Genomic DNA, 26346 nt, shown 5'->3' with positions numbered 1-26346 from the left:
GCGGCCGGACCTCTTCCATCTCCTCAGGTGTCACACCTGAAAGAAAATCACAGCCTATCCAGTGACGATCACTTGGGGTACCTAACAAAGCCCTATTAGTGGTCGGCGCCGGAAGTCCTTCGGGGGTTGAGGCCGGAGCCGATGGCGTGCATTGGTGATTCGTCCGTGCGGTTACAGTCTCACTATGACTGGTGGGGAGCAGGGGCAGGGGCAGACGACGTCGCGGGGCGCGGTGGCGCCTCGGGCTGGGGATGCCGACCGGGAGTCGGTGGCTGAGAGGCTACGGGTTGCCGCGGGGGAGGGCCGTATCGACCTTGCCGAGTTGGAGGAGAGGCTCGATCGGGCCTACGGTGCCAAGACGTATGCCGAACTCGACGTGCTGGTGGCCGATCTGCCGCAGGAGCGGCCTTCCGGATTGCCTGCCGGCACTGATGTGGAAACGCTTGTTCTCAAGACCCGCCTGGGCAATATCAAGCAGGGCGGCCGGTGGACAGTTCCCCGGAGAATCATCGCCGAATGCAAGATGTTGAGCATCGTGATCGACTTCACCGAGGCTGCCTGTGCGCACCGTGACGTCACCGTTGAGGCGAGTTGTGGCACAGGCGGCATCCAGTTGATCGTCCCGCAGGGCTGGGCGGTGCAGATCGATGCGTCGAGCACCAACACCGCTCACATCAGCAACAAGGCCACCGCACCGGCTGACCCGGCCTTCCCGACGCTCACAGTCGTCGGGCATCCGCGAGCCGGCCACATCAAGATCAAACAACTTCGCCAGAGGCGATAGCCTGCGTTCGCGGGGACAGTGAGTACGGGGGCATCCTGCCGGGCCGTTGCGTCAGGTGGTACGGCAGGCTCTGGCCGGTAAGCTCCGCTTCTGCTGATTGGCCTGCTTGCCTTGCCCGTTGCCGCCGCCTGCCCGATATCGCTGACCGCCTCGCACAGGCACCCGCTGAAGAAGATGGCCTACGGCCACAAGACTCCCCATCAGGCCCGGGTCCGCGCGCATGTCGTGCTTCATGCGGCACGGGGGCATTCCAATGCGCGTATCGCCCGCGAGACGGGCCTCCATGTGGACACGGTGCGGACCTGGAGGGGCCGGTTCGCCGAAGAGGGCATACCCGGGCTGGCCGACCCGTAGTGCTCCAATATCGCTTCACCGCGGTTGACCTCGAACGATGCGCCAGCCGCTGACTGGGCATGATCAGCCTCGTGCTCGTACGGATGACCTACCTGCTCGCTACCCGAGTCTTCGCATGGCTGGCCCTGCTCGGCAGGTCCACCGCGGCCAAGAACGCGGAGATACTCATCCTGCGACACGAGGTCACGGTGCTACGCCGACAGGTCGCCGCTCCAAGACCCGGCTGGCCGGACCGGGCGTTGCTGGCCGCGCTCACCCGACTTCTGCCCCAGGCACTGCGCGGCCGCCGGATCGTCTCCCCGCGCACGCTCCTCGCCTGGCGGCACCAGCGCCTGATCAAGCAGAAGTGGACCCAGCCGCCCGCTCCGGGCCGCCCGCCCATCCCTGACGAGTTGCGCGATCTGATCGTCCGGCTCGGCACCGAGAACCCCCGGTGGGGATCCCGCCGCGTGTACGGCGAGCTACGGCGGCTCGGCCACAAGGTCAGTGCGGCCGCTGTCCGCCGCGTCCTGCGGGCCGCCGGCCTTGGCCCCGCACCGCGTCGGCACATGGCGCGCCGCGAGTGGGCGGCCTTCCTCAAGACCCAGGGCAGCGGTCTGCTCGCTACCGACTTCTTCCACCTCGACACCATCGCCCTGCGGCGGCTGTACGTCTTGTTCGTCATGGAGGTCCGCACCCGCACCGTGCACATCCTGGGCGTCACCGCCCACCCCACCGCCGACTGGGCCACCCAGCAAGCCCGCCAACTGCTGTGGCACCTGGGCGAGCGCGTGGCCGGCTTCAGCCACCTGATCCGGGACCGGGACGCGAAGTTCACCGCCGCCTTCGACGCCGTCTTCGCCGGCGAGGGCGTCACCGTCGCCAGGACCCCTCCCCGCAGCCCCGACTGCAACCCCCACGCGGAGCGGTTCATCCGCTCCGTACGCCAGGAGTGCACCGACCGCCTGCTGATCTTCGACCGCGGACACGCCGAGAAGATCCTCCACGACTATGCCCGTCACTTCAACGGCCATCGGCCCCACCAGGGACGCAACCAGCTCGCACCGCTCGATGACCCGAACGTCGTCCCCATCCCGACAGCCCGGATCGAACGCCGACAAGCCGTCACCGGCCTCATCAACGAGTACCACCGAGCAAGCTGACCATTTCGACGAAGCCCCAGATCACAACCGGTGAAGCCATTTCGAAGCACTACGGGGTGCTGGCCACGGGTTCCCAGTGGGGCAGGGCGCGGGCGCGCGGGCGGAGCCGTTCGGCGGCGCCGCCGCGCGGGTCTCCGCACGTGTCCCCGAGCAGCCTCCTCCGGTAGCCGCCCTACCCCCGGCCACCGGCTCCGCTCAGTACCGGGCGTCGGTGGGGTCGATGGTGAGCTCGGCGACGCGGGCGTGCCCGGGGCGGCTCATCGCCCACTCGACGGCGGCCGCCACGTCCTCGGCGAGCAGCGGATGGTAGGGCCATTCGGTGACCTGGTGGACGCGCGGGGTCGCGGCCCCGGCGAGGACCGAGGCGAACTCGGTGTTGGTGGCGCCGGGGGAGATCAGGCAGATCCGGCAGCCGCCGGCCGGCCGGTCCTCCTCGGCGAGCGAACGGACGAAGCCGGCCAGCCCGTGCTTGGTCGCGGCGTAGGCCGCGTAGCCGGGCGAGGGCCGGGTGCCGAACAGGGAACCGACCAGCACCAGGTCCCCGCCGGTGGCGTCCAGTTCGGGTAGCAGCCGACGCGTGACGATCATCGGGGCGAGCAGGTTGACCCGAAGCTGGGACTCCCACGCCGCGCAGTCGGCCTCCCGTACCGGGCCGTGGCCGCGGCCGTGCCCGGCCGCCAGGACCGCGCCGGCGAGCGGGCCGGGCAGGGCGGCCAGGACGTCCGTCAGCGCGTCGGACAGCTCGTCCGTGCGCTCCAGATCGAGGGGCACGGCGACGGCGGCGGTGCCGTGCGCCTCGGACAGCTCCGTGGTCAGGGCCTTCAGGCGTTCCTCGCGCCGGGCGGTCAGCACCAGGTCGTGCCCGCGGGCGGCGAGCCGGCGTGCGACGGCCGCTCCGATGCCGCTGCTCGCTCCGGTGACGAGCACGGTTCCCGTAGCGCCGGACATGCGTCCTCCCGTTTCTTCGGTGACAGGGTTGGTGACGAGGGACCTCAGGACTTCTTCGTCTCCGCCGCCCGCTCGATCCCGGCGAGCATGTCGCGCGGGAACCAGAGGCTGCTCGCGCCCGCCAGGGCGACGGTCGCGGCCCCGACCAGCACCGGCACGATGCCGACCCGGGAGGCGAGCCACCCGCCGACGAAGGCTCCGACCGGCAGGGTGGCTGTCAGCACGGCGCCCAGGAAGGCGTTGACGCGGCCCAAGAGGTGGGCCGGGGTGACGAGTTGACGGCCGGTGGTCATCGCGATCGACCAGACCGTGGCCAGCAGTCCGAACAGCAGCTGGTACAGGACCAGCACCAGGAAGGGCAGCCCGAGGGAGGCCGCCGGGATGAGGAAGAGGGCGGCCCCCGCGCCCACGGCGCACAACCGGATGGCCCGGGCCATGCCCAGCGCCCGGGTGACGGAGGTCGCGACCAGCACGCCGGTGCCCATGCCGACGGCGTAGGCGGCGTAGACCGTGCCGAGCTGCCACGGGGGCAGGTGCAGCTCCCGGTCGGCGTACAGGACGAACAGGCCGCCGCCGGCCCCGCCGCCGAGGTTGAGCCCGGCCGCGGCCAGGGCCTGGCGGCGCAGCAGGGTCTCGCGCCGGATGACCGCGAGGCCCTCCTTCAGTGCCTCGACGCGGGACCGCGCACCGCTGCCCGCCTCGTGCGCGGACCGGTTCAGCGAGGCCGGCAGCGCCAGGAACAGGGCCCCGCCGACGAGGTAGGCGGCGCACTCGACCAGCAGCGCCGGGGCCGGGTCGATCACCCCGATCAGGATGCCGCCGAGCGCCGGTCCGCCGATCAGGCCGATGGTCCGAGCGCCGGTGAGCGAGGAGTTGGCCGGCAGCAGGCGTTCCGCGGGCACCACGCGGGGCAGACAGGACTGCAGGGCGACGCTCTGGGCGGAGTTCAGCGCCCCGGAGGCGGCGGCCGCGGCGAACAGGTGCGGCCAGGTCAGGCCGTCCAGGGCGGCGGCGAGCGGCACGCTGCCGATGGCGGGGACCTGGAGCCAGGAGAGCGTGACCAGCATCCGCCGCAGCCGGGCCCGGTCGACGGCGACGCCGATCAACGGGCTGAGCAGGACGCCGGGCAGATAGGTCATCGCCATCAGTGCCGAGGAGCCCAGCGGGCCGGCGTGCAGGTGGGCGATGGCCAGCAGCGGCAGCGCCAGTGCGGTGACCTGACGCCCCACCGAGCTGGTCATCTGCTCGGTGACCAGCAGCAGCAACGGGCGGTGCCGGCGTAGCGGTACGGATTCCGGGGCCGGGGGCGGCGTCGTGGGCGGGCCGGGCTCCGCGGGTACGGACGACTCCTCGGCCATGGAAGATCCCATGTATCAGACTCCTGTGTCAGGCACGGTCCAGTGGCGGATGCGGGGAGGCAGCGTCACCGCCCAGCCCCGGGTGACGAGCACCAGGCCCTCGGAGGCCAGCACGGACACCGCCTCCCGGCCCGTACCGCTGAGGTCGTCCAGGGCGGTGGGGGTCAGACAGGCCAGGAAGGTGGCCACCAGGTCGGGGTGGTCGAGTGCGAAGCGCGCCGAGGCGTCCGGATCCCGGCGGTCCCTGACCTGGAGGAAGCCGGGGCCCTGCCGGTAGTAGAACCGCCCGTACCCGTAGGCGGAGCGCCAGTCGGACAGGGGGGCCGGTCGTGCCGCCGGGTCCGCCGGGTGCCCCGACGCGTCGGCGGGCGGCGGCAGGTGGTGCAGGTGGTGGAGGGCGAAGTCGGCGGCCGAAGGGTCCCGCAGCACCGGGTCGTCCGGGAGCAGGGACCACTGCACCGGCAGCACGTGGCTCTGGCACTCGCGCAGCAGCCGGACGGCCTCGGCGGCGGGGCGCCCGCCCGCGCCGAGCCGCACCGGTTCCGGAAGGACGACCAGCCGGCCGTCCAGCCGGTACGGCAGCACGTCCGGCAGGGCGTCCGGCAGGTCCGACCGGTCCGGCACCGCCAGGGAGGGCTTGGCGATCGGCATCACGACACCTCCTCGGGGGTGGGCAGCTCGGCGAGGAGCGCGGTGTCCTGGTCGGGGGCACGGACCGGCACCGCCCGGGTGGGCAGCGCGAGCAGGGTGTCGCCGTCCTTGAACACCAGTCCGTCCGCCAGGAGTTCACGCCCCCAGGCGGTGAGCTCCTCCAGCGGGACCTCGTGCCCGGCCTCGGCCAGGCGGCGATGCAGGGCGGGGACCGTCCGGCCGTGCTCCAGCTCGCGGAACGCGGCGGCCCGCCAGTGGGTCAGCCGGTGGGTGCGCCGCGGCCAGCCCTCGCGTTCGTCGTGGACGAGCAGGTCACCCTCCTCGCCGTCGCCGTCCGCCGCCGGTTCGAGCAGTAGCCGGGAGGACGGGTAGGCCTCCGTCCAGCGGTCGATCTCCTCCACGAGCCGCTGTTCCAGCTCGCCCTGGATGCCGGTGGGCGGGGCGTCGAACAGGTAGACCAGGTCCTCCAGTTCCTCCCGCGGCAGCTGGTAGACGTGCTGGTAGATGTCGGCGGGGCGGCGCTCGGTGAAGCCCAGCGCGGGGTTGGTGAAGTGCGGGCTGAACCGCTCCAGCGCGATGCGGGTGGCACCGCCCGGGGGCTGGAGGTGGCGCAGGGCCGGCATCTGGTCGATGATCTCCGTGTAGTCCTCGTCGCGCTCGCCCGGAAACCCGTAGAGGTAGTTCCACACGCAGGTGAGCGCGTGGTTCTCGCACTCCCGCATGGTACGGACGTTGCGGGCGCCGGTGACCCCCTTGTCCATCAGTGCGAGCACCCGGCTGTTCAGGCTCTCGATGCCGGGCTGGACGTGGGTGACCCGGGCCCGGGCCAGCAGGGCGATCTGGTCCTGGCTGAGGTTGGACTTCACCTCGTAGTGGATGCGCAGGTCCCATTCGCTCTCGGCGGCCCGTGGCAGGAAGTCACGGAAGTAGTCCATGCTGATGATGTTGTCCACCGTGATGACATCGAGCAACTTGTGCCGGTGGACGAGGCGTTCGATTTCGGACCAGAGCTGCTCGCCGCTCTTCGAGCGGAACTCCATCAGGCTGCCGTTGAGCCCGCAGAAGGTGCAGTGGTGCTTCTCGCCCCACCAGCAGCCCCGGGCGCCCTCCACCACGAGCTTAGGCTCGACGAACTCGGCCACCGGGGAGGCGTCGAAGGACTCCTGCCAGGCGTCGAAGTCCGGGCTGGGCAGCAGCCCGACGGGCACGGTGCCCTTGGCCTCCGGGTTGGCGCGCGAGGTGTCGCCGTCCCACCAGCAGACCCCGGGGACGTCCGCGGGGGCGGTGCCGCGTTCGAGGTGGGCGAGCAGTGCCGGGAAGGCCCGCTCGGCCTCGCCGCGCACGACGTGGTCCAGGAAGGGGTGGTTGCGGTGCAGGGCGTGGCCCATGACGCTGTCGCAGTTGCTGCCGCCCAGCACGGTGACGACCTCGGGCCGCAGCCGCTTGATCTCCCGGGCGAGGGCGAGCGAGGGTACGTTCTGCAGGAAGGTGGTGGTCATGCCGACCACGTCTGGGTCCCCGGCGAGCACCTCCCGGGCGGCCTCGGCGATGAACCGGGCGGCGTGCGGCCGCATCCGCAGCAGGCTGTCGATCGACGATCCGGTGCGTTCCGCGTAGGCGGTCAACTGCTCGGTGCCCCAGTGCTCGTCGTCGTAGAGGCAGCCCGAGAACACCCAGTCGCCGAAGCCGTCGAACACCTGGTCGTCGGCAACGGTCATGTACTCCGTCGGGGTCAGTTCGCCGTCGCTCTGCTCCAGCAGGAACTCCGCCCAGCGCAGCCACCCGTGGTACTCGGTGACCTCGTCGGCCGGCCGTTCCCGGGTGACGAGCGCGTGCAGGAGACCGACCTGGAGCGACGGCATCTCCAGGGCCTGCCACGGCATGGAGACGAGCGCGATACGCATTCCCTGGCCTTTCGGACTCTCTCGGACAGTGGAGAGGCGGCCGTACCACCGGGGTACGGCCGCCTCGGTAAGGATTCGCGCCTACTTGGCGGCGCGGCGTGTGCTTACGCTGTACTTGTTGGCCGCCTTGGTCTCAGCGCGGACGGCAACCTTCTTGATCTCCATCACACCTCCATGTGTTCTCGCGGGGATTTGCGGCGCCGGGACAGTTCTTGCCGGTCGTCCCGGACGTTCAGGAGCACCCGCATGCGGGTGGCGTGCCGCGCCCGGAGCCAGGCGGCGACACGGGGCGCCGGTGTACCGGGCAGCAGCCGGTGCACCAGCGAGGCCAGCTTGTCCACGTCGTTGTGCTTCAGCACCACCTGTTCGGCGGCGAGCAGCAACTCGGCGGGAAGGCGGCGCAGTCGGTCCGCGCCGGGGCCGTGGGTGAGGTAGGCCATGCCGAGCGCGACGTGGCGGGACTCGTCCCGGCGCACCAGCCGGTACACCTCGCCCAGGCCGTCCCCGCGCAGGGCCTCGTCGAACCAGCGGAACTCGTCGGCGGCGAACCCCTCGGCCAGGGTGTGGGCCAGGAAGCGGGCGGTGTAGTCGTCCAGCGACCACAGGTCGCGCGACAGCTCCTCGACGGCGTCACCCGGATCCTTCACCGACCCGGCGACGGCGTGCGCGTAGCGGTGGAAGACGGCCGAGTGCTTGGCCTCGTCGGCCACCGCGGTGGCGAGCACCAGCTTCATGTCGCCCTCGGGGCAGGCGTGCAGCAGACCGGCGGCCACGTCCATGCCGACCTGTTCGGCGTAGGTGCTGCCGCTGGCGAGCAGCCAGGAGAGTTCGGACGGCGGAGCCGCCTCGGTGCGGTCCCGCAGAGCCCGGTGGACCACCTCGGCCGGCTCCCAGTCGTGCGAGCGGGCGTCGCGGATGAAGCGGTGGTGCAGGTCGGGGACCCCACGGGTGCGGTAGCGAGCCACACCCGACGGGCGTGACCCGCCCGGAACGCCTTCGGTCCCAGCCATCCCTCACCCCGTTGTCGCCGCGCCGACCATGTCATGTGCAGGGAAGCAAAACACGGCGGGTCCGATTGTTCGAACGTTTTCGTCGCTCCGGCCCCACGAATGCGCCAAGATCCCGGCGGCGGACGATCTTCCCGGACGCACCGTGCGCCTCACGGGTCACCAGCGGGGATTCCCGGCAACCGGACCGTCGCAACAATGGTTCCGGAGGGCCCCGGGCCGGAACGGAGGATGGCCGAAAGCCGACCGTCGATCAAGTTCTCACCCGCACACACCTGGTGGGCCACCTATCGTGTGTGCGCCATGTATCGATCACGGGGGCGGCGCACCGGCTGATAGGCATCGCTGCCCCCACCCGTCCCCGTCCGTGACGGGGGAGAGGGGCCGCCACCATGCCGGAGGACGTACCGTCGCGGGCACTGCTGCCCGGGCACTGGCTGAGCCCCGGCGACGCCGGGTACGACGAGGCCCGCGCGGTGTGGAACGGCATGCACGACCGCCGCCCCGCCCACATCGCCCGCTGCCGCAGTGCCGCGGACGTGAGCGAGGCGCTGCGCCACGCGGCGGCCCACGGCCTCGACGTCACAGTCCGCGGCGGCGGCCACAACGTCGGCGGCAGCGCCGTCGCCGACGGGGCGCTCATGATCGACCTGTCGCCGATGCGCGCCGTCACCGTCGACCCGCAGGCACGGACCGCCGAAGCCCAGGGCGGCTGCCTGCTGCGCGACCTCGACCAGGCCACGGCGCCGCACGGCCTGGCCTGCCCCGCGGGCGTCATCTCCCACACCGGCCTGGGCGGACTGGCCCTCGGCGGCGGATACGGCTGGCTCGCCCGCCGCTGGGGCCTGACCTGCGACCACATCCTCGCCGCCGAGGTCGTTCTCGCCGACGGCACGGTCGTCGAGGCGACCGAGGAGAGCCACCCCGAACTGCTGTGGGCGCTGCGCGGCGGCGGCGGGAACTTCGGCGTCGTCACCCGCTTCACGCTGCGGCTGCGCCCGGTCGGGCCGGCCCTCTTCAGCATGGGCGTCCACGCCCTGGACGACGTCCCGGACGCCCTGGCCGCCTACCGGAAGTACACCGAGCGGCAGCCGGTCGGCCTGCACACCGTCGGCGGCCTGAAGCGCCTGGGCGAGCAGGAGTGGATACCGGAGCACCTGCGGGGGCGGCTCGGGCTGCTGTTCCTGGCGGTGTGGACCGGCGACCCGGACGAGGGCCGGGCGCAGACCGAGGCGTTCTACCAGGAGGTCGGGACCGCGGCCCGCGTCAGCATCCCGATGTCGTACCCGCAGCTGCAAGCGCTCGGCGACAGCAGCGAGCCCAAGGGCGACCGCTACTTCGTCAAGTCCTGCTACGTCGAGGACCTCTCGCCCGGAGCCGTCGCCCGGCTCGTCGAGGCGACCACGGCCAACCCCTCCGCGCTCTGCTCGATCGACTTCGAGTTCCTGCGCGGGGCCATCGCCGATGTTCCCGAGGAGGACTCCGCCTTCCCCGGCCGCGCCGCGGCCTTCCAGGTCACGGCGGAGGCGCACTGGACCGACCCGGAGCGGGACGCGGAGCACATCGCCTGGTCGCGGGGGACGGTGGAAGCCCTGCGGCCCTTCGGGACCGGCGGGGCGTACGCCAACTACGTCCAGGGCGAGGGCGACCGGAAGGCCCGGGAGATCTACGGCCCGGAGCGCTACGCCCGGCTCGCGGCCGTGAAGCAGGCGTACGACCCCGCGAACGTCCTGCGCGGCAACCTGAACATCCGGCCTGCGGGCGCGCAGGAGTAGCACGGGAACGGGCGGCGCTCCTCCGGGACCGGGCTCAGTGCGGCGAGGAACCGGCCGGCCCGGCGACCAGCCAGTGCGCGGGCAGCTCGATCCGGGCGCCGCCGGGCGCCGACTCCGTGGTGGCCAACGGCAGTTCGCCGGTGGCGAGGACGTCGAGGCCGGCCGCGCGGAACAGCTCGGGGAACGCCGCGTCGGCGACCTCGGCGGGCGCGAGCCCGTGGGCGAACACCGGGAGCAGTTTCGGGGGTGGGCCGGCCGGTCCACGGACGAGCTCCCCCAGCACGCCCTTGGCCGCCTCGGCGAGCTCGAACACGAAGGCCCGGCCGCGTGCGCCGAGCAGGGTGGCGATGGCGTCGGCCACCCGTCGGCGGTCGGCCGGGTCGCTCTGGTGGATCACTCCGCGCACGTACACGTTGGCGTCGCCGAGGCGGTGGTGGAGCGTCCGGACGGCCTCGGCGTCGGTGGCGTCCAGACGGGTGAACTCGGCCCGTCCGGCCGGGTCGCCGCGCCGGGCGCGGTCCAGCGCGGCGGCGGACAGGTCGACCCCGACGGCGAGCGGGAAGCGCTCGGCGAGGAAGCGGGTCTGGGTGCCGTTGCCGCAACCCAGGTCGACGACGGGCAGCGTGGGATCGGCCAGGTGGGCGGAGCCCCTCCACGTGCCGCTCCCCGGCCACGGCGGGCGTGTCCTGCGCCTGCCGGACCTTCTCGACCTCGCTCACCGTCTCGCCGTCTGAACAGCCGTGCTCCCACCCGGGTAGCGGTTAGGTGGTGAGGAAGTCCCAGTCGGCGTCCGGGCGGTCACTGGTGGCCATGTCCACCGCCAGGTCCCAGAAGGACGGGTCGCGGAAGACGCCCGGGTTCCCTCGAAGGCAACGCCCGACCACGACCACCGGGAGACGTCCGTGAGCACCCGTCAGCGCCCCGTCCAGCCCGACGACAATGACGACCAGGCCGACGCCGTCGTCCCGGCCGAGCCGTCCCGGCCGGGACGGGACGGACCGCGTACCGGCGCGGGTCTGCGAACCCGAACGGCTCGACCACCGCGCTGCGTGCCGATGTCCTCGGCGCGCTCGGCGTCCTCAAGGTCGCCACCGCCGACCAGCTCCAGCGCCTGCTGCGCCCCGGGGCGGCGTCGAACAAGGTGGTCCGGCAGGCGCTCGGCGACCTCGCGCTGCACGGCCTGGTCGCCTCCGACGGCAACACCCGGGACCGGCACAAGACGTGGCGGCTGGAGGGCGCGGCCGGACTGGAGGCGGCCGGGCAGGTGCTCGGCCTGCCCGGCTCCGACATGGGATCGACGGCCCGGGGCGCCGGGCGCTCCGGTGCCCAGCACGCGATGGCGGTCAACGAGACGATCGCCGCGTTCGTCCTGGGCGGCAGCGCGCCCGGGGCCGCGGGCGGGGTGGGCACGGTGCGCTCGTGGTCGACCGAGGTGGAGTTCCTGCTGCCGGGCGGCAAGCGCAAGGTGCGCCCGGACGGCGTGTGGCAGGCCCCGGAGATCGGGGTGCCGGTCCTGATGGTCGAGGTCGACCGCTCCACCATGGCCCCGGCCGACGTCGCCGCGAAGTTCCCCCGGTACCGCGAGTTGTTCCGCACCAAGGTCCGCGACAACGACCCGGCCCTCGCCGACCAGGAACCGGCCGACCGCACGGTGTACTGGTGGCGCCGTACCTGGCCCGGTCACACCCGCGCCGGGTACCCGCCCGTCGCGCTGGTCGTCACCGACGCCGGACCGGTCGCGCTGGCCAACCGGCAGCAGGCCGTCGCGGACCTGTCCGCCGACTGCTGGCGCGGCCGGTGGTGCAGGGAGGTCCGCGACTACAACGACGACGGCTGGCGCGAGTACGACGACGCCGTGCCCATCGTCGCGACCACGCTGGAGCTGCTGGTCGAGCACGGGCCGCTCGGGCCGGTGTGGTGGCGTTATGGCCGCCCCGGCCGGCGCTCCCTGCTGGACGCGCTGGACAGCCCGGACAACCGTGCCGCCCACGACCGGCGCCGTCAGCGGGTACGTTGGCCTCTCGATGATCTCGGGGGGCCGTGTTGATCGTGTTCGTGGGCGGGATTCTGGTCGGGCTGCTGCTGGCGGCCGGCAGCGTGACGGGCTACGTGCTCGGCCTGCGCCGGGCCGCCAGGGCCCTGGGACCGGTGCGGGAAGTGGGCCCGATCCCGGGACCGGTGAAGCGCCCGGTGCTCGAACCGGCAGTGGAAGCGGTGGTGGCACCGGTGGCCGACGCGGCAACCGGGCCGGTCGCCGGCACCCCGGCCGTCCTGCCGCCCGCGACCCGCACCCCGCGCACGGGGCGGACGGCGCGGGCACTGGCGGACGAGGACCTGCTGGCGATCGAGACGCTGCGGCTGGACCTGGACGCCGCGGTGGCCGCCCGCACCACCGACGCCATCGATGCCGACCCGGCCGAACGCACCGCCCAGCGCCGGGCGGAGGCGGCGCTGGCCTCCGCGGAGCGGATCCGGGACGGCGCGGGCCGCACGGAGTCGTTGAGCGCGGTGCTGCGCCAGGGCCGCACCGCCCTGGAGGAGATGCTGGCCAGCCGCGCGGAGCGCCGCGACGCCACCGCGATGATCGCCGAACTGCGCGAGCGCCTGGAACTGCTGCCGCCTCAGGACATCACCGACGCGCCGGACGGAGCGGCGGCGCGGCACGGCACCGACGCCCGGGACGACGCCGGCGCGCAGTACGACGCCGCCGAAGCACTGCGCGACCGCCGCGCCGCCGAGGCCGCGCTGGACCGGGCCGAGCAGGCGGCCCGCGGCCTGGAGACAGACCGCTTCAAGCGGGTGCTCGGCGCGGTCGGCAGCGGGCGGGTGGCACTGCTGCGTCTGGAGGCGCGGCTGGCCGGGCGCCGGGTCCCGCTGGAGCTGGTCTCACCGGAGGAACTGGCGAAGGCCGAGTGGGAGCTGCGGGCCGGCGTGACCCCGGACCCGTACTGGTTCGAGGGACACGGATCGACCGAGATCCCGATCGACCGCCCCGAGCCCGGGCGGGTGGCGCTGCTCGACATCGCCTGCGAGGGCGAGGGCTACCACCACCTCCACCTGCTCACCCGGACCCGGTCCAGCACCGCCCAGTCCCCCTTCCACCAGGACACCGCCCCCTACCGCGGCCAGGTGCTGGTGCCGGTCGAACGGACGCACGTCCGGATCGAGGTCGACCGCGAGGCCCGCTGGTCGCTGCGCCTGCGGCCGCTGTCCGACGCCCGCGAGCTGACCGGCGCGCTGACCGGCCGCGGCCCCGAGGTGCTGTTGCTGCCCGCCGAGGGCGACCTGCGCCTGTCCATGCACCTCCAGCAACCGGGGGCGAATGGCAGCGTGTGCCTGGTCTCCGCGCAGGAGGTGGCGGACGGGGTCCGCGTCGACAAGTACGACAGCTACGGACGCACCGTAGCCCACGACTTGGGCACCTTCCGCCGCACCGCCGCGATCACCGGCCCGGGACTGCTGGTGGTGGACACCCCGGGCACCTGGGAGCTGGCACTCACCTCGGCGCCGGCCCCGCGCAGGAAGCACTGACGGGTGTCGGGACTCGGACGCCGGACGGTCCCCTCATCCACGGCCCGTCCGGAGTTACCGCGCGGGACGGGTTTCCGCTTGGTGGTCCACTTCCGATGCGCCCGGCGGTGCGCTGGTGGAGGTAGCGGGTGTGGCGGGGCAGGGTGCCGCCAGCGCCCGTCCCGCCCGCCGCCGTGCGGCCGCTCGCTGGTGGGGCGCGGGTCAGGGCGCGCGGGCGACCCGGGGAAGGCCACCGGGTCGCGGGTCGCCGTCCCGGCTCGCTGTCGCGGTTCCGGCCGTTCGCTCGCCGCGGCCTGTCCCGCTCGCTCGCCGCTCGCGCCGTCCGGCCGCCCGGCTGCTGCCGTACGGTCCCGTCGACGTCGGTGTCGGCGGGCGCCTGCTCCGCCATCTGTTCCGGCCCGCACCGGAGGATCGGTGCCGTCCTGCTCCGCCTCGCGCCCATCCTCTCTGATAGCTCACAACGGAGCGGCAGAGAAGTCGAAACGGTTCAGCCCAAGAGGCCCAGAGGTTTCGGCCTGTTCAGTGCAGCGCTGGTCAGCGGCGGGGTAGCACGCCCAGGAGGGTTGCGGTCAAGGCCTGCTTCAAGTAGTCCTTCAGATCCAAGTGGAAGCGGGCCAGGTCGGGCTCGGCCTCGTAGGCCGCCTGCAGGCTGGGTGGGGGCGTGCTGAATGCCGACAGTGCGCCGGCCATGACCATCGTCTGCAGGCTGAACAGTGTTGCGTTCTCACCCAGCTCCGGCAGGTACTTCCGGAGCAGGGCGGTCATGGTTGTCAGGCGGTCCAGGGAGGCGCGCTTGTAGCGTGCTACGACCTCGACGGAGACGTTGTGTTCCAGGACGCTGCCCTGTGCGCCGAAGAGCTCGCACAGCACCGTTCGGCCGGACAGCGAGCGACTGAGGATCTCGGCCACCGCTGCCGCTCGCTCGGGCATGGGGAGATCTTCGTCGATGCCGGCGGCCAACTCCCCTGCCAGTTCCGTCAGCCACTCCCGCAGAAAGCGGTCAAGCAGCTCCAGTAGCACCGCCTCGCGAGACTCGAAGTAGCGCAGCACGTTCGGCTTCGCCAGGCCTACCCGGCGGCTGAGCTCGTTCAGGGTGACCGCGGCCACAGGCATCTCGTCGAGCATCGCCGACGCCATGTCGAGGATCGCCCGTCGGCGGATCTCCCGCTGCTCTTCAGTTCGCGCCCGCTGGAAAGTCACGATCGCCAGTCTAGATTAGGTACCTTCGGTACGTTGACAACATACCGAAGGTACTTTAATGTCGACAACACAAGATACCTTCGGTACGTTATCTGGCTGGGAGCCTGACATGGGCGAGAAGTGGACGACAGTGAACATTCCGGACCAGCGCGGGCGGGTGGCCGTGGTGACCGGGGCCAACACCGGACTGGGGTACGAGACCGCCAAGGCCCTCGCCGAGCACGGGGCGTCCGTGGTGCTCGCCGTGCGCAACGTCGAGAAGGGCCAGCAGGCCGCGGCCCGCATGACCGGCGAGGTGGCTGTGCAGGCGCTGGACCTGACCTCGCTCGACTCCGTGCGGACCGCGGCGGCGGCGCTGCGGTCCCGGCTCGACCGGATCGACCTGCTGATCAACAACGCCGGCGTGATGTACACCCCGAAGCAGACCACCGCCGACGGCTTCGAGATGCAGTTCGGCACCAACCACCTCGGCCACTTCGCGCTCACCGGACTGCTGCTAGACCTGATGCTGCCGGTGCCCGGCTCGCGCGTGGTGACGATCAGCAGCACCGGCCACCGCATCCGGGCCGCGATCCACTTCGACGACCTGCAGTGGGAGCGGTCGTACAGCCGGGCCGCCGCCTACGGTCAGTCCAAGCTGGCCAACCTGATGTTCACGTACGAGCTGCAGCGCCGGCTCGCCGCGCACGGCACCACCATCGCGGTCGCCGCCCATCCCGGCGTGTCCAACACCGACCTCATCCGCAACACCCCCGCCGCGCTCCGCCTGCCCGTCACCTGGCTCGCGCCTCTGATCACCCAGACGCCGGCCATGGGCGCCCTGCCCACCCTGCGCGCCGCCACCGACCCCGGCGCGCTCGGCGGCCAGTACTACGGTCCCGGCGGGCGCAACGAGGTCAAGGGCCACCCCCGACTGGTCACCTCCAGCTCGGAGTCGTACGTGGTAGCCGTCCAACAGCGGCTGTGGGCCGTCTCCGAAGGCCTCACCGGCGTGAAGTTCCCCGCCGTTCAGTCCCAGCAGAACTCGTTTCCCTCCGGATCGGCAATCACGATGTAGCCCGCGCTGGTAGGAGGCGCCAGCTCGTTCGGTGCTCCGCCGCCCGACGGTCGCGCGATCGAGAAGAGCCGCTACCGGAACATGCGGGAACTGCGTGCCTCACCCCGCTCGGCCTGCTCGCCGCCGCCGAAGCCCTTGACGACGACCGCGACATGGGCGGCCACGCCCGCGGCGGCAGCGGCGCCCGCCACGCCATGCTCGTCAACGAGATCATCATCAGCGCCGTCACCGGCACCACCACCCACGGCGCCCCACCACGCGCGCATGACCGCGACGCCCTGCCCCGGCGCGCCCTGCCCTGCGGCCCGCTGCCCGGCGGCCTCGACGACTGGGCCACCGAAGTCGCCCACACCATCACCGGCAAACAGACCGTCATCCCCGACGCAGTGCTGCGCGCGCCGGACCTCGGCATCCCGGTCCTGTTCCTGGAACTGGACCGGGGCACGAAGACGGACGTGCGCCAGGTCGCCGCCAAGCTCGACAACTACAAGCGCTGGTTCGACAAGACCGTCCAGGACAGCGGCCACGAGCGGCCCCAGTTCGAGGTGACGTACGGCTCGCTCCAACCGCCTGCCTACGGAGCGCCTACTACGCACTGCGTCACACCGTCCTCGACGGACGCGTCTTGCGCTCGGGCGACCCGGTCGGCGTCGAGCAGGAGATGTGGGCCCTGCTGGTCCTCTACCAGCTTCTGCGCCGGGCCATGGTCGAGGCGGCGGAGTCCCGGCCGGGCACCGATCCCGACCGCTGCGGCTTCACTATCGCCTACCAGACTGCCCGCGACCTGCTGATCCGCGCGGAGGGAGTCCTCGAGCAGGGCATGGGGGCGATCGGCCGCCGCGTCCTGTCGGCGCTGCTGCCGGCGCGTCGGCCGCGCATCAGCACCCGCAAGGTCAAGTCGCCCATCTCCCGGTATGCGGAACGGAAACCGGACGGCCGTCCCGACACCAGCCAGACGGTGGTCTCCGTGACGATCACCCTCCTGCCGGCCCCGCCACCCCGCCCCGAGCTGCCGGCGACCACCGTCCCCCAGTACGTCGGCCCCGGCAAGACCAGCAACCGCATGGCACGAGTCCTCGCCGTCCTACAGCAAGAACCCGAGCGGCACTGGCAGGCCAGCGAGATCGCCGAACTCCTCGGCGACGTCACCCTCGTCACCACCTATCGGCAGCTCACCCGCTGGGCTGAGAAAGGGCTGATCAAGAAGGTCCGCAGGGGCCGCTACACGGCAGCCGGAACACCAGCGGCCCCCACCTTGCACCCCGGCCGAAATCCTTAACTACCCGGCCTTGGTGGAACTTCACTTCACACGACACGCGGTGCGCGGGCAGGGCCCGGGATCCCCCCTCGCTCGTGCGTTCCCCACCAGGCGCACGCGGTCCGGACCCGCCCTTGCCGGGAGGGCGGGACCGGTGAACGCGCGAGCGGCGGCTTCGCTCCGTTCGTCACCACCCGCCCGGGTGTGCCGGCCGGTCGAGCGGGTGCCGGGTGAAGAACTCCCACATGACCGCGGTCGCCGAGATCGTCTGCGTGGTGTGCCCCGGGCCGCTGGGCGCCACCGCTCCGGGCCAGGTGTGGCCGCCGCCGATGACCTGGTAGTGGGTGACTTCGGTGCCCCGGACGCACGGCGTCCAGTCGAACTCGACCACGTCCGAGCCGATGCTGCGCCGGCTTTCCGCCGAACACCGGTCCTTGTCGGTCCAGGTGCTCAGCCACTGGGCGATCGAAGGGTACTGCTCGCCGTGGCTGGTTCCCCCGTCGTAGTGGATGACCGGGTCCGCGGTGCCGTGGAACTCGAGCATCGGCACGGGCGGGCTCGTCCGGCAGCCTTGCGTCGTCTCCGGGTAGTAGGCGCCCGCGACGGGTGCGAAGGCGGCGATCCGGCGCGGCAGCCGGCAGGCGAGCAGGGCGGTGAAGCCGCCGCCGTTCGACTTGCCGGTCGCGTAGATCCGGCCCTGGTCCACGCAGAACTGCTGCTGCGTCCGGGCGAGCAGGTCCTGGACGAACCGTACGTCGTCGACGCCCGACGAGTAGGGCGCGCCTTCCCAGGACGTCTCGCCGTTGGTTCCGATGGTCCCCTCGGGGTACAGCACGATGGCGTCCAGGGCCGACAGACCGCTGTACGACTCGATCCGCGTGTCGCTCTCACCGGAACCGTGGAAGGCCAGGACCAACGGTGTCCGATCGGCGCTCCGGTAGCCGGCGGGTACGTGGACGAGGTAGCTCCGCTGCTGCCCGCCGGACGTCAGCGTCAGCGTCGCGGTCTCACCCGGAGCGACCGGCGGCGGGGTCAGACAGCCGGCCGAGGCGGGGGAAGCCGTCTGATCGACGGCCGTTCCCGGTTGTGGCACGCCGGCGGCCGCGCCGCAACAGGCGAGGCTCAGCAGCGCGGCGAGGACAGGGAGTCGCAACATGATCGGCATCTCCGTCTGTGGACTGGTCGGTACAGGTCAGTAGGCATCGCCCGCAACAGCATCCGCCGAGCCCCGGAGCAGACGACGTATTGCCCGACCCGCACTCAGCGGGTGTCGGGCATGGGCCCGGTCTCCCCGCTCGGCCGACTGGTCGACCGGATCCGTTTCTCAACCGACCACCTGTTCGTCTACCGCGAGGCAGGCTCCCAGGACCTGGCCGCCCGGCGCAGCGACATGATCCAGGTTGTTGGGTTCGTGGACCGCCGGGTCCAGTCGTGGTTCGCCTCGGTTGAGCGGGTCCACGAAGTGGTGAAGGTTCGGCCGTAGCCCGATGTGCCCGCGTGTTGAGGCGAGGGCGAAGCGGGGCCTACTGGCCGGTGAGCGGACCTTCCTGACGGCTGGTGACCAGGGCCCGCCACCTGGTGCGCACCGTCTCCTCGCTGTCGAGCCAGCGGACGCCCGAGGGGGCGTCAGGGTGCTGGCCGGCCATGTGGTGGGGCGGGTGACCTCTACAGCCTCGACATGATGCTGATGAACCAGGGCTTCGCCGGGCTGATCGCCGGAGAGCTCCGCGAGTCCGAGCAACGGTTCACCGAGGCACTGCGAATCGCCCGTCAACTCGACGACCGCGTCGCCCAGTGCTACCTGATCGGCGCGCTGGGATGCAGTGCGGCCGCCACTGGCCGGCCACAGCTCGCGGCGCAACTGCTGGGCGCGATGGAGCGCATGCGAGGCGACGTGGGCGCCAGCGTCCACCCGGGAATCGCACCCTCACTGGCGCACGCCACCACGTCGGTCACGACTGCCCTCGGCTCCGCCAAATTCGACATGCAGTTCCATGCAGGGCAGCAGCTGAGTCGCGAAGCCGCCGTTCGGCTCGCACTTCGCGAGGACTCCCGCCGAGCCCCGGCAGCCCCACACCACAACAGTACAGAAATCCTCGGGAAGCGCGAAGCCGCCGTCGCGCGACTGGTGGTCGACGGTCTGAGCAACAAGGACATCGGCTCACGCCTGTTCATATCCGAGCGCACCGTCGAAACCCACATCCGCAACATCCTCAACAAACTCGACTTCACCTCACGAACCCAGATCGCCGTCTGGATGACTACACAAGACCACCACGAAGACCTGCCAGTCTGACCACGCCAGGTCGAGAGCCTGCGCCTGAGGAGCCGGGGGACCGGACCGAGGAAGGCGAGAAGCCGCACCTCCAACAGATCGTTCCCGCAGAGCGGCGGGCGGCGGGGCTGCTCGAACTCGAACATCAATGCCTCCACCAGTTCAAGGAACTGCAGATCCGATAAGAGCTATGCACCGGCCTTCGCCCCAAGCTGCTCCAGGCGGCATGCTCCGCCTGCGCAAGCTTCGGACCTCATTCTGAAACGACCAGTTACACCGACCGCCAGGCCATCACCCGATCGGTGCCTGGCTTGAAGAGGCTCAGTGACCGCAGTCGGCCGCGCTTGCGACCTGGAACCGGTCCGCCGCCAGCACCAGGCAGCATGTCAGCGCCGCGGCGGAGGACAGCGCCGACGCAGACGCGGCAGCCGCACTCCATCAGCAGCTCAAGCAGACCCTGCGTGAGGACGCCGAACTGCGCCATGAACTGGCCGAGTTGCTGCCCGCCCCGACCGCGACGATCAACATCACCGCGTCTGCCCCCCGGTCCATCGCCGTTCATACCATCGGCACTGGCCTGGGACAGGCCTGGGACAGCCCGCGGCGCCCTGTCCCAGCAACCGCCTCACGCTGCCCCGGTATGTCCGTTTCGCTGGGACGGTCCTGGGAAGTAGCAATCCCGCCCTCGACCAGCGCGAGCACTCCACCCCCAGCCTCCGCCAGAGATATGACCTGCAAGTTCGGGAGGGAATCAGGTCAATGATGCCGTCGGTGCGCCCGGGTCCACGTGGCTCTGGCCGCCGTCCATCGGCGATCAGCAGAAGCAGCGGTGTCACGGCGCGGCAGACGGAGGGGCCTCACCAACTACGGGCATGTGATGCCGTGTCCGAAAACGCTGCCACATGGAAGATGACGCGAAATTACAATGCCTGATCATCAGCTTTACTCGTCCAGCGGCCCCGAGGTTCCCGTGACCACGCCTCCTGCACAGTCGAAACCGACCGGCCCCGGCCAGCAGCCCAAGCTGTGGGAAGGCTGCGGATGCCTCCTGACCCTCATCCTCTCCGGCCTCCTGGTGGTGGGACTGGTCGTCGCCGCCTTCGCCTTCGGCTGGTTCTCGGGAGCGCCCGCCAGCGCCAAGGTCGGTGACTGCGTGCAGAACAAAGGCACGGACAGAGACCCCGACGTCCGCGTCCTCGCCTGTTCGGATCCGAACGCGCAGTACAAGGTGCTGAAGAGCGAGCCCTATGGCAAGCCGATCGCTTGCTTCGGCGTCCCAGGTGTGGTCGCCAACTACTACGAGACCGGCACCGAGCACGTGCTGCTCTGCCTGGGCGAGAACGGCTGAGACCTTGGCAAGCGCCGATCCAGTAGACCTCGCGCCGGTCGGCGGGCTTGCCCTCGTCCCGGTCCGGGACGTAGTCCACCACCTGCGCGTCTTCGAGGTTCAGGCCGGCGTAGACCTCGTCGGGGACCTTGGCGGCCGGGGCGGGGGCGATGAAGGCGACCTTCGCGTCCAGCAGAGCGGTGACGTTGGGGTGGGACACCAGTTTGGAGTCCGCGACCAGCAGGAAGTCCTTGCGGTCGGCCATCTTCGCAGGGCGTTCATCGCGCCGACGACCTGGGCGACCTCGCCCGCGCCACCGTCGTAGACACGGTGGAAGAGCGGAATCCCGCCGTCACCGCTGACCGCGAGGCCGGCCTGGATCTGCTTCAGATCGACCCTGCGGTCCTTGGGGTGGCCGTACTTGACCTGCGGGAATGCCTCGTTCTGGGCCTCGTAGGCACCGAAGAGGGAAATCGAGGTCATGTCCCAGTAGATCCGGGACACGTCGATTCCGAACTCCGCGATCGCCTGCGCGCCGACCGTGCCCACCAGTTCCTCAAGGGGCGGCGCGATCGCGTCCAGGGCGCGGGCGAGCCGGTCGTCACCCAGCAGGTCCGGCTCGATGCCGAAGACCTCCTCCACCGCCCACTCCCGGGCCCAGTCGCCCACCCGGACCAGCGGTGCCGGGGCGGACAGCCGGTTGGCGACCAGCACTTCGATCACCTGGCCGTGGGTGAGGTGTGCGACCTCGCGGATCGGGCACAGCTCGTCGACGATCCCGGCCACGTCCAGCCGGCGCAGAAACTCGGCAGAGGCAGGCAGAGCGTCCAGACGCCTCTCCACCACGGGTGTCAACTCCACGGCGAAGCGCGGACGGTGGACCCGTGAGCGACATGAACGAGATATCGGCACGTCAGGTTCAACGACCGGCACCCCGCCGGGATACCGGCCGCATCACCACATCATCCGAACTCGTTATGTGCGAAGTGCGGGGCTAGCAGACCTTCACGAACCAGACCGGTCCCCAGTCCGCGTACGCGTCGAACGAGGCCCACGGAGAGTCCTGGTTCGCCGGCGGCGTGCTGTAGACCAGGTTCTTGGTCTTGCCGTACATCCGGGCCACGGTGCCCGTCGACTGGTGGTTGAACCAGGAGCCGCCGCTGTTCCAGCCGTTCGGGATCTCCCAGTAGACGCCGCAGCTGGAGTGCTTCCAGATGGTTCCCTGGAACTCCGCCGACTGCCACCCGCAGAACCAGGTGTACGGGCACTCGCTCCAGTCCGCCGGTGCCCTGGTGGTGACCAGGTCGCGGGCGTACTTCTCGCCCGGCACGACGACCAGCAACTGGCTCCCGTCCGGCCGCACGATCTGGTTGGCGGACACCTGCGTGCCGCCCTGTGCGAGGTAGTGATCGACGTCCCGCTGCAGCTGCGCCGCCTGCGCCCCGGTCAGGCCGGCGTGCAGCGTCTGCGCCGCCCACTTCGCGGCGGCCGGCTCGGTGCCCGCCGTCGCGGCGGTGGCGCGGTGCGAGACGCCGGCCGACGCGACGAGCGCCAGCAGGAGTGCGGTGAGCACGACGAGGATCCGCCTCGCCGCTCCGCGCGACCCGCTGGATAACCGATGGTTCGTCATGTGGGGTTCCTGCCTTTCCCTGTTCGGCGGCCGCTCATGGCGGCAATGCCATGAACATGCCCACCGCTCGAGTCCGCCAGTCATCGGATGCCCGGGAACACCTATCGGCCGCCCGGCGAGAGGCCGTCGACGCCTGCGGGCGCTACCTGACCGGCCACCTGGACCAGCTCCGATACGACACGGCACTCGAAAACGGCCGGCCGATCGCCACCGGCGCCATCGAGGGCGCCTGCCGCCACCTGATCGCCGACCGCCTCGACATCACCGGCGCCCGCTGAGGCCTGCACGGAGCGGAAGCCGTCCTACGACTGCGCGCCCTCGTCTCCAACGGCGACCTCGACCCTTACTGGCGCTTCCATGCCACCCGCGAGCACGAACGTCTCTACCTCGCGCCTGACCAGCACAACTACACCCTCACCGTCTGATCGCGGCCGTCACTCGAAACGAACCGCACCCATCAGAGAATCGGCTCGCAGCCGATTGCCTTGCCCCCGGCGGCGAGGAACTTCCGTACCAGGTCGTCGTTGTCGGGGAACAGAGCAGGTCCTTCGTAGCCGCCGCTGAGGCTGAAGAAGACGTCCTTTCCCTGGCAGGTGACGACGAGTGTCCCGCCGGCGACCCACCGAGCCCGCCCGGGCCCGGCCGGGTCCTTGCCGTCCTTCTGGGTCAGGGCGGTGGTCCGCGGATCGGTTGTGATCGCGAAGACCTTCGTCCGACCGTCGTGCGTCGGGTTCGTGCCGATTGTGCAGGACCAGATAGGGGCGAACCCGGTGGTGACCTGCTGCGACACGTCCAGCCGCGCCTCGGGGTTCGTCGCGGGTGCGAACCCGGGCAGGCCGCAGAGGTTGGCCCAGTCCGGTTGTCTCTCGACCCCCTTCGTCGGCAGGTTCTTCGGTAGCGGCAGCTTTCGGTCGGCGCACGAGCGCGCCGGCAGCCACCACCGGCCGCCCGCCCCGACGTCCAACTCCGGCGCCCACCACGAACCCCCGCCCTCGCCGCGCGCGTGTGTATCGGCGCCGACCACCACCGGCCGCCCACCACGCCGCTGCTCCGCCGCGGCAGGTACGCGGGCATCACCGCGACCAGAGCGATGCCGGTGAACAGGACCAGACGTATCCCGTCCGCGCCGTCCCACGCCCGGCCGAGCGTCGCCAGCGATGGACGGAAGCCGTTCAGGAGCAGCCAGGCGCCGAGCTGCATCGCTGCCGCCGAAGATCGACGAGGCGAGCTGGGTGATCACTCTCAGCTGGGTGAACGTCCCGCAGCCACGGCTGATCCGGTGGGCTGGCAGGCGTTGTCGACGTAGTGGACCTTCGCAATCACCGCCAGAGCGGTGACGCCGACGAACATCGTGATCGCGGTCAGCCCCGTCACCGCCATCGTGCTGGCCGCATCCTTCGCCTTGGGCTCGCGGAACGCCGACACACCCTTGGAGATCGCCTCCACACCGGTCAGCGCCGTACAGCAGAAGGGTGACCGCTCCGTGGATGCTGTCGAGGTTGGCCACCCTCGGCCTCTTCATCGAGTGGCCGGCGCGGAGCCGACCACTCGACGGACGCGATCAGAGGATCGGCTCGCAGCCGATCGCCTTGCCGCCAGCGGTGAGGAACTGCTTCCAGGCCTCGTCGGTGTCGGGGAAAAGCCCCTGGAGGATGTCGGTGTCCATCCGGAAGTAGGTGGGTTTGTCGTGGCAGGTCGCCACGACCTCCTGCTTCGGGATGGGGGAGCCCGCCCAGCGGGACCGGCCGAATGCGGGTGTGGCGTCCTTCTCGGCCAACGGCCCCCGAACCCTGGGCTCGGTCCCGATACTGAAGGACCAGGCGATGGGGTTCTGGCCGGTGGCGATCCGGCACACCCACACTGGGTCGAACGCGGTGGTCACGCTCTCCCGGTAGCCCTTGCTGCCGGCGCTGGCCGCAGTGAACCCGGGCAGGCCACAGACCGAGGCGTTGTTCAGGTCGTGCTCCTGACCGGCCTGTGACAGTTCGTGCGGTGCGGAAAGCGGCGTCTTCCCGCACCCCTTGCCCGCCGCGACGCCGTTCGCCGCCGAAACGGCGAGACGGGCGAGGTTCTCCGCGCCGGGTCCGTCATCGCCGTTCGACTTGACCTCCACTCGAAGGCCGTTGCCGCACTCTCCGGGCAGCAGCGCCCACGCCCAGTCGCTGCGGGCCGCTCCGCTCGCGCCGCCGTTCGCCGAGGCGGCGAACAGCTGGCTGTTCGAGTTGGCCGGGTAGGGGGCGAGGTCGTCGGCCTGGAGGACCTGCACGAAGACGGACCGGCTGTTGCCGAAGAATCCGTAGCTCACCTCCGCCGTGCAGAACGCTCCGCCGCTCGGCGACTGCCAGACACCGTTCTTCTTGCTGCTGACCTTGCCCGGCCCGAGCGCGTCGTTCAGTGTGGCCGCGCTCACCGCGCCGTCGCACACGGCGTCCGGCCCGAAGGCGTTGCTCAGGTTATTGGCGAGGAACGCCCCCACCCCGGCCACGACCGCCGTCACCGTCACCGCGCCGACCACCGCCCGCACCCGCAACGGCCAGGTGGTGAACCCGCGCCGGTCGAGGGCGGCATCGACCTCGGAGATCTTGGACTGTCGTTCCGGCATCGGATCATCCCTTCCCGAAGGCGGCGTTGTGGGCCTGGACGATCGATGTGTAGTAGTGAACGTTGGCCGAGTCGGTCAGCTGGCCGAGCAGGATGTCCCGACCTGGCACGCCGAACTGATCGGCCTTCGCCTTGAGCATGACCTGCATCTGCGACTGTCCCGTCGTGTACAGGCTGCTGAGGTCGCCCTGCGCCTTGGTGTCGATCGCCGCGTTGACCTTGTTCGCCCAGTCAGACGTGGCGACGTCGACGTAGCGTTGGGCGATGTCCCCCACCGGCAGCCAGTCCTTGCCCGGAATCATGTTCGCGAGCGTGCCGATGTAGTGGTAGTCCATCTTGGCTTTCCAGTTGACCTTGAACTGCTCATCGGACTTGTGGTCCGTGATCGTGTCCGCCTGAACGGCGTCGAGCGCGCCCAAGGCCTTGCCGGCCTCGTTGACGAATCCCTCGAACTTCGGGTCCGGGCGCCCGTTGACGTCCCTGAACGCCTCGGGGCCGAACTCGGCCATCCGCCGGGCCACCTCCTGTGTCTCGGCCAGGTGGATCAGGGAGTACGCCTCAGGGTCTTCGGCGGTGCCCCGGATCACCCGGAGGAGCTGCTCGCGGGTGGCGTTCAATCCGCCGGGTTCGGAGGGGCCGGGAAGGTCCTTGCTGAGGATGTCATGGGTGTCTGCCACGTAATCGGCGACCATGTCGGCCATCGGACGGCGAAGAGCGACGGCGAGGTTGTTCTGGTCGCCCGCCTTGTCGCCGCCGAGCGTCGAGAGCGCGGTGTCCATGATCCGGTTCATCGTCGCGTCGTGCGGTCGTACGGGCGGCTGCGAGCTGTTGGGGTCGCGGCCGGTCGCGCCGGCTTCCAGGACCTGACCGAACATCCCGTGAGAGCTGTTGCGCAGCTCGTCGGGGGACAGCTTGCCCTCCAGGTCCTGGTTGGGCCACGAGCGGTCCTTGAGTAGGTAGGTGAGGTTCTTGTTGCGGCTCGGGTCGAGGAATTCCTCGGCCGCCGCCGGGTCGCTCCTCATCTGCTTCATCAGGGGGCCCAGCGGATCGCCTGCACCGGCCCTGAGGGACCAGTTCGGACCCCACAGGTCCTCGCCCTTGGTCTTGCTGTTCCGCTCGTAGTCGACCAGGTCGTTTCCGGCCTTGAGGAGGAACGACTTGTCGAACTTCCCGCCCGCACCCATCAGCGAGGTGAGCGCCGGGTAGTTGTCGTTCCAGCCGGCCGCCGAATCTCCGGGCCGGCGTGCGGCCTTCAGGAGGCCGTCCTCCCAGTCCTTGCCCATGCCGCCGTCGCGGGTGGCCGTGGCGAGGACCGTCGACAGGTTGCCGTAGACGTCCTGGTAGCCCTTGGCGTTGTGGTTGCCGTGGGCGAGGTCGCCGTAGACCTTGGAGTACTCCAGCAGCGCGTCGGGGCCGGTCTTGCCGCCGCAGTCGAGGCCGTTGAGGAGGGTGGTGGAGAAGTCCTTGTTGCCCGCGTTGGCGGCCATGATGTCCTGCAGCTGCTTCAGCTCCGGATCGCTGAGGCTGCCGGCCTTGGACATCAG

The 26346-nt window shown here is 70.9% G+C and carries 26 protein-coding genes and 3 pseudogenes; 13 read left to right on the top strand and 16 right to left on the bottom strand.

Annotated features, from left to right (window positions below):
- Positions 1 to 184: 184 nt before the first annotated feature.
- From ACIRYZ_RS43020 to ACIRYZ_RS43010, 3 genes are all read left to right on the top strand, one after another.
- Positions 185 to 784 carry a DUF1707 domain-containing protein gene (locus tag ACIRYZ_RS43020; RefSeq protein WP_402954110.1) on the top strand — a complete coding sequence of 200 codons (600 nt, stop codon included), beginning with the start codon at positions 185 to 187 and terminating at the stop codon, positions 782 to 784.
- 174 nt (positions 785 to 958) lie between these two features.
- The gene (locus ACIRYZ_RS43015) at positions 959 to 1138 is read left to right on the top strand and encodes a helix-turn-helix domain-containing protein (protein WP_402954112.1); all 180 of its coding nucleotides are present in this window, start codon (positions 959 to 961) and stop codon (positions 1136 to 1138) included.
- Positions 1139 to 1209: 71 nt separating this feature from the next.
- Positions 1210 to 2280: an integrase core domain-containing protein gene (locus ACIRYZ_RS43010; protein WP_402954109.1), complete on the top strand. Its 1071-nt coding sequence runs from the start codon at positions 1210 to 1212 to the stop codon at positions 2278 to 2280.
- A gap of 195 nt (positions 2281 to 2475) precedes the next feature.
- Here the strand turns inward: ACIRYZ_RS43010 and ACIRYZ_RS43005 are convergent, their stop codons facing one another.
- The 5 genes from ACIRYZ_RS43005 to ACIRYZ_RS42985 all read right to left on the bottom strand — a co-directional run bounded on the left by ACIRYZ_RS43005 (position 2476) and on the right by ACIRYZ_RS42985 (position 8106).
- Entirely contained in the window at positions 2476 to 3228 is a 753-nt protein-coding gene (locus ACIRYZ_RS43005) for an SDR family oxidoreductase (protein ID WP_402954108.1), read from the bottom strand.
- Between the two features lie 44 nt (positions 3229 to 3272).
- Positions 3273 to 4598 (bottom strand): MFS transporter, encoded by a 1326-nt coding sequence (locus ACIRYZ_RS43000; RefSeq protein ID WP_402954107.1) that lies wholly within the window; start codon positions 4596 to 4598, stop codon positions 3273 to 3275.
- A 3-nt stretch (positions 4599 to 4601) separates the two neighbouring features.
- On the bottom strand, positions 4602 to 5237 hold the full coding sequence (locus ACIRYZ_RS42995; RefSeq protein ID WP_402954106.1) for a DUF5825 family protein: 636 nt from the start codon (positions 5235 to 5237) through the stop codon (positions 4602 to 4604).
- Complete coding sequence (locus ACIRYZ_RS42990) at positions 5237 to 7141, bottom strand: RiPP maturation radical SAM C-methyltransferase (protein WP_402954105.1); 1905 nt, start codon at positions 7139 to 7141, stop codon at positions 5237 to 5239. Before ACIRYZ_RS42990 ends, ACIRYZ_RS42995 begins: the two co-directional genes overlap by 1 nt.
- Positions 7142 to 7305: 164 nt before the next feature.
- Positions 7306 to 8106, bottom strand: coding sequence for a ferritin-like domain-containing protein (locus ACIRYZ_RS42985; protein ID WP_402954104.1), 801 nt, complete (start codon positions 8104 to 8106; stop codon positions 7306 to 7308).
- Between the two features lie 434 nt (positions 8107 to 8540).
- On the opposite strand from ACIRYZ_RS42985, the gene ACIRYZ_RS42980 reads away from it, so the two are divergent.
- A complete protein-coding gene (locus tag ACIRYZ_RS42980; protein WP_402954103.1) occupies positions 8541 to 9923 on the top strand; it encodes an FAD-binding oxidoreductase in 1383 nt (460 codons plus the stop codon).
- 34 nt (positions 9924 to 9957) lie between these two features.
- Here ACIRYZ_RS42980 and ACIRYZ_RS42975 read toward each other — a convergent pair.
- A pseudogene (locus ACIRYZ_RS42975) lies at positions 9958 to 10563 on the bottom strand (class I SAM-dependent methyltransferase); the annotation flags it as partial.
- 121 nt (positions 10564 to 10684) lie between these two features.
- The gene (locus ACIRYZ_RS42970) at positions 10685 to 10813 is read right to left on the bottom strand and encodes a hypothetical protein (protein ID WP_402954102.1); all 129 of its coding nucleotides are present in this window, start codon (positions 10811 to 10813) and stop codon (positions 10685 to 10687) included.
- Positions 10814 to 10968: 155 nt separating this feature from the next.
- On the opposite strand from ACIRYZ_RS42970, the gene ACIRYZ_RS42965 reads away from it, so the two are divergent.
- Entirely contained in the window at positions 10969 to 11970 is a 1002-nt protein-coding gene (locus ACIRYZ_RS42965; RefSeq protein ID WP_402954111.1) for a replication-relaxation family protein, read from the top strand.
- 8 nt (positions 11971 to 11978) lie between these two features.
- A complete protein-coding gene (locus tag ACIRYZ_RS42960; protein WP_402954101.1) occupies positions 11979 to 13454 on the top strand; it encodes a hypothetical protein in 1476 nt (491 codons plus the stop codon).
- A 534-nt stretch (positions 13455 to 13988) separates the two neighbouring features.
- Here the strand turns inward: ACIRYZ_RS42960 and ACIRYZ_RS42955 are convergent.
- Positions 13989 to 14654: a TetR/AcrR family transcriptional regulator gene (locus tag ACIRYZ_RS42955; protein ID WP_402954100.1), complete on the bottom strand. Its 666-nt coding sequence runs from the start codon at positions 14652 to 14654 to the stop codon at positions 13989 to 13991.
- A gap of 109 nt (positions 14655 to 14763) precedes the next feature.
- On the opposite strand from ACIRYZ_RS42955, the gene ACIRYZ_RS42950 reads away from it, so the two are divergent.
- The 3 genes and pseudogenes from ACIRYZ_RS42950 to ACIRYZ_RS42940 all read left to right on the top strand — a co-directional run bounded on the left by ACIRYZ_RS42950 (position 14764) and on the right by ACIRYZ_RS42940 (position 16990).
- The gene (locus ACIRYZ_RS42950; protein ID WP_402954099.1) at positions 14764 to 15711 is read left to right on the top strand and encodes an SDR family NAD(P)-dependent oxidoreductase; all 948 of its coding nucleotides are present in this window, start codon (positions 14764 to 14766) and stop codon (positions 15709 to 15711) included.
- A gap of 152 nt (positions 15712 to 15863) precedes the next feature.
- A pseudogene (locus ACIRYZ_RS42945) lies at positions 15864 to 16160 on the top strand (hypothetical protein); the annotation flags it as partial.
- A gap of 176 nt (positions 16161 to 16336) precedes the next feature.
- A complete protein-coding gene (locus tag ACIRYZ_RS42940; RefSeq protein WP_402954098.1) occupies positions 16337 to 16990 on the top strand; it encodes a hypothetical protein in 654 nt (217 codons plus the stop codon).
- Between the two features lie 166 nt (positions 16991 to 17156).
- Here ACIRYZ_RS42940 and ACIRYZ_RS42935 read toward each other — a convergent pair whose 3' ends face one another.
- Positions 17157 to 18125, bottom strand: coding sequence for an alpha/beta hydrolase family esterase (locus ACIRYZ_RS42935; RefSeq protein WP_402954097.1), 969 nt, complete (start codon positions 18123 to 18125; stop codon positions 17157 to 17159).
- Positions 18126 to 18245: 120 nt separating this feature from the next.
- On the opposite strand from ACIRYZ_RS42935, the gene ACIRYZ_RS42930 reads away from it, so the two are divergent.
- Positions 18246 to 18452 (top strand): hypothetical protein, encoded by a 207-nt coding sequence (locus ACIRYZ_RS42930; protein WP_402954096.1) that lies wholly within the window; start codon positions 18246 to 18248, stop codon positions 18450 to 18452.
- Positions 18453 to 18492: 40 nt separating this feature from the next.
- Here the strand turns inward: ACIRYZ_RS42930 and ACIRYZ_RS42925 are convergent, their stop codons facing one another.
- The gene (locus ACIRYZ_RS42925; RefSeq protein WP_402954095.1) at positions 18493 to 18615 is read right to left on the bottom strand and encodes a hypothetical protein; all 123 of its coding nucleotides are present in this window, start codon (positions 18613 to 18615) and stop codon (positions 18493 to 18495) included.
- A 32-nt stretch (positions 18616 to 18647) separates the two neighbouring features.
- Between ACIRYZ_RS42925 and ACIRYZ_RS42920 the strand changes: the two genes are divergently transcribed.
- Together ACIRYZ_RS42920 and ACIRYZ_RS42915 are read left to right on the top strand one after the other, a co-directional pair.
- Positions 18648 to 19265 (top strand): response regulator transcription factor, encoded by a 618-nt coding sequence (locus ACIRYZ_RS42920; protein WP_402954094.1) that lies wholly within the window; start codon positions 18648 to 18650, stop codon positions 19263 to 19265.
- A 949-nt stretch (positions 19266 to 20214) separates the two neighbouring features.
- Complete coding sequence (locus ACIRYZ_RS42915) at positions 20215 to 20592, top strand: hypothetical protein (RefSeq protein ID WP_402954093.1); 378 nt, start codon at positions 20215 to 20217, stop codon at positions 20590 to 20592.
- 99 nt (positions 20593 to 20691) lie between these two features.
- Here the strand turns inward: ACIRYZ_RS42915 and ACIRYZ_RS42910 are convergent, their stop codons facing one another.
- A complete protein-coding gene (locus tag ACIRYZ_RS42910; protein WP_402954092.1) occupies positions 20692 to 21417 on the bottom strand; it encodes a DUF4277 domain-containing protein in 726 nt (241 codons plus the stop codon).
- 148 nt (positions 21418 to 21565) lie between these two features.
- Positions 21566 to 22144: a hypothetical protein gene (locus ACIRYZ_RS42905; RefSeq protein WP_402954091.1), complete on the bottom strand. Its 579-nt coding sequence runs from the start codon at positions 22142 to 22144 to the stop codon at positions 21566 to 21568.
- A 146-nt stretch (positions 22145 to 22290) separates the two neighbouring features.
- On the opposite strand from ACIRYZ_RS42905, the pseudogene ACIRYZ_RS42900 reads away from it, so the two are divergent.
- Positions 22291 to 22626: pseudogene (locus tag ACIRYZ_RS42900) on the top strand (ISKra4 family transposase); the annotation flags it as partial.
- Between the two features lie 32 nt (positions 22627 to 22658).
- Here the strand turns inward: ACIRYZ_RS42900 and ACIRYZ_RS42895 are convergent.
- From ACIRYZ_RS42895 to ACIRYZ_RS42880, 4 genes are all read right to left on the bottom strand, one after another.
- The gene (locus ACIRYZ_RS42895) at positions 22659 to 23441 is read right to left on the bottom strand and encodes a hypothetical protein (protein ID WP_402954090.1); all 783 of its coding nucleotides are present in this window, start codon (positions 23439 to 23441) and stop codon (positions 22659 to 22661) included.
- 2 nt (positions 23442 to 23443) lie between these two features.
- Positions 23444 to 23647 carry a hypothetical protein gene (locus ACIRYZ_RS42890; RefSeq protein ID WP_402954089.1) on the bottom strand — a complete coding sequence of 68 codons (204 nt, stop codon included), beginning with the start codon at positions 23645 to 23647 and terminating at the stop codon, positions 23444 to 23446.
- Between the two features lie 115 nt (positions 23648 to 23762).
- On the bottom strand, positions 23763 to 24803 hold the full coding sequence (locus ACIRYZ_RS42885) for a hypothetical protein (RefSeq protein ID WP_402954088.1): 1041 nt from the start codon (positions 24801 to 24803) through the stop codon (positions 23763 to 23765).
- Between the two features lie 4 nt (positions 24804 to 24807).
- A partial coding sequence (locus ACIRYZ_RS42880; RefSeq protein WP_402954087.1) for a hypothetical protein occupies positions 24808 to 26346 on the bottom strand: 1539 nt, incomplete at its 5' end.

Origin of the sequence: Kitasatospora sp. NPDC101155 (genome assembly GCF_044768305.1) — a bacterium.
GTDB lineage: Bacteria > Actinomycetota > Actinomycetes > Streptomycetales > Streptomycetaceae > Kitasatospora.
The sequence above is the reverse complement of the archived record's forward strand: the minus strand, read 5'-3'. Positions and strand labels throughout refer to the sequence as shown.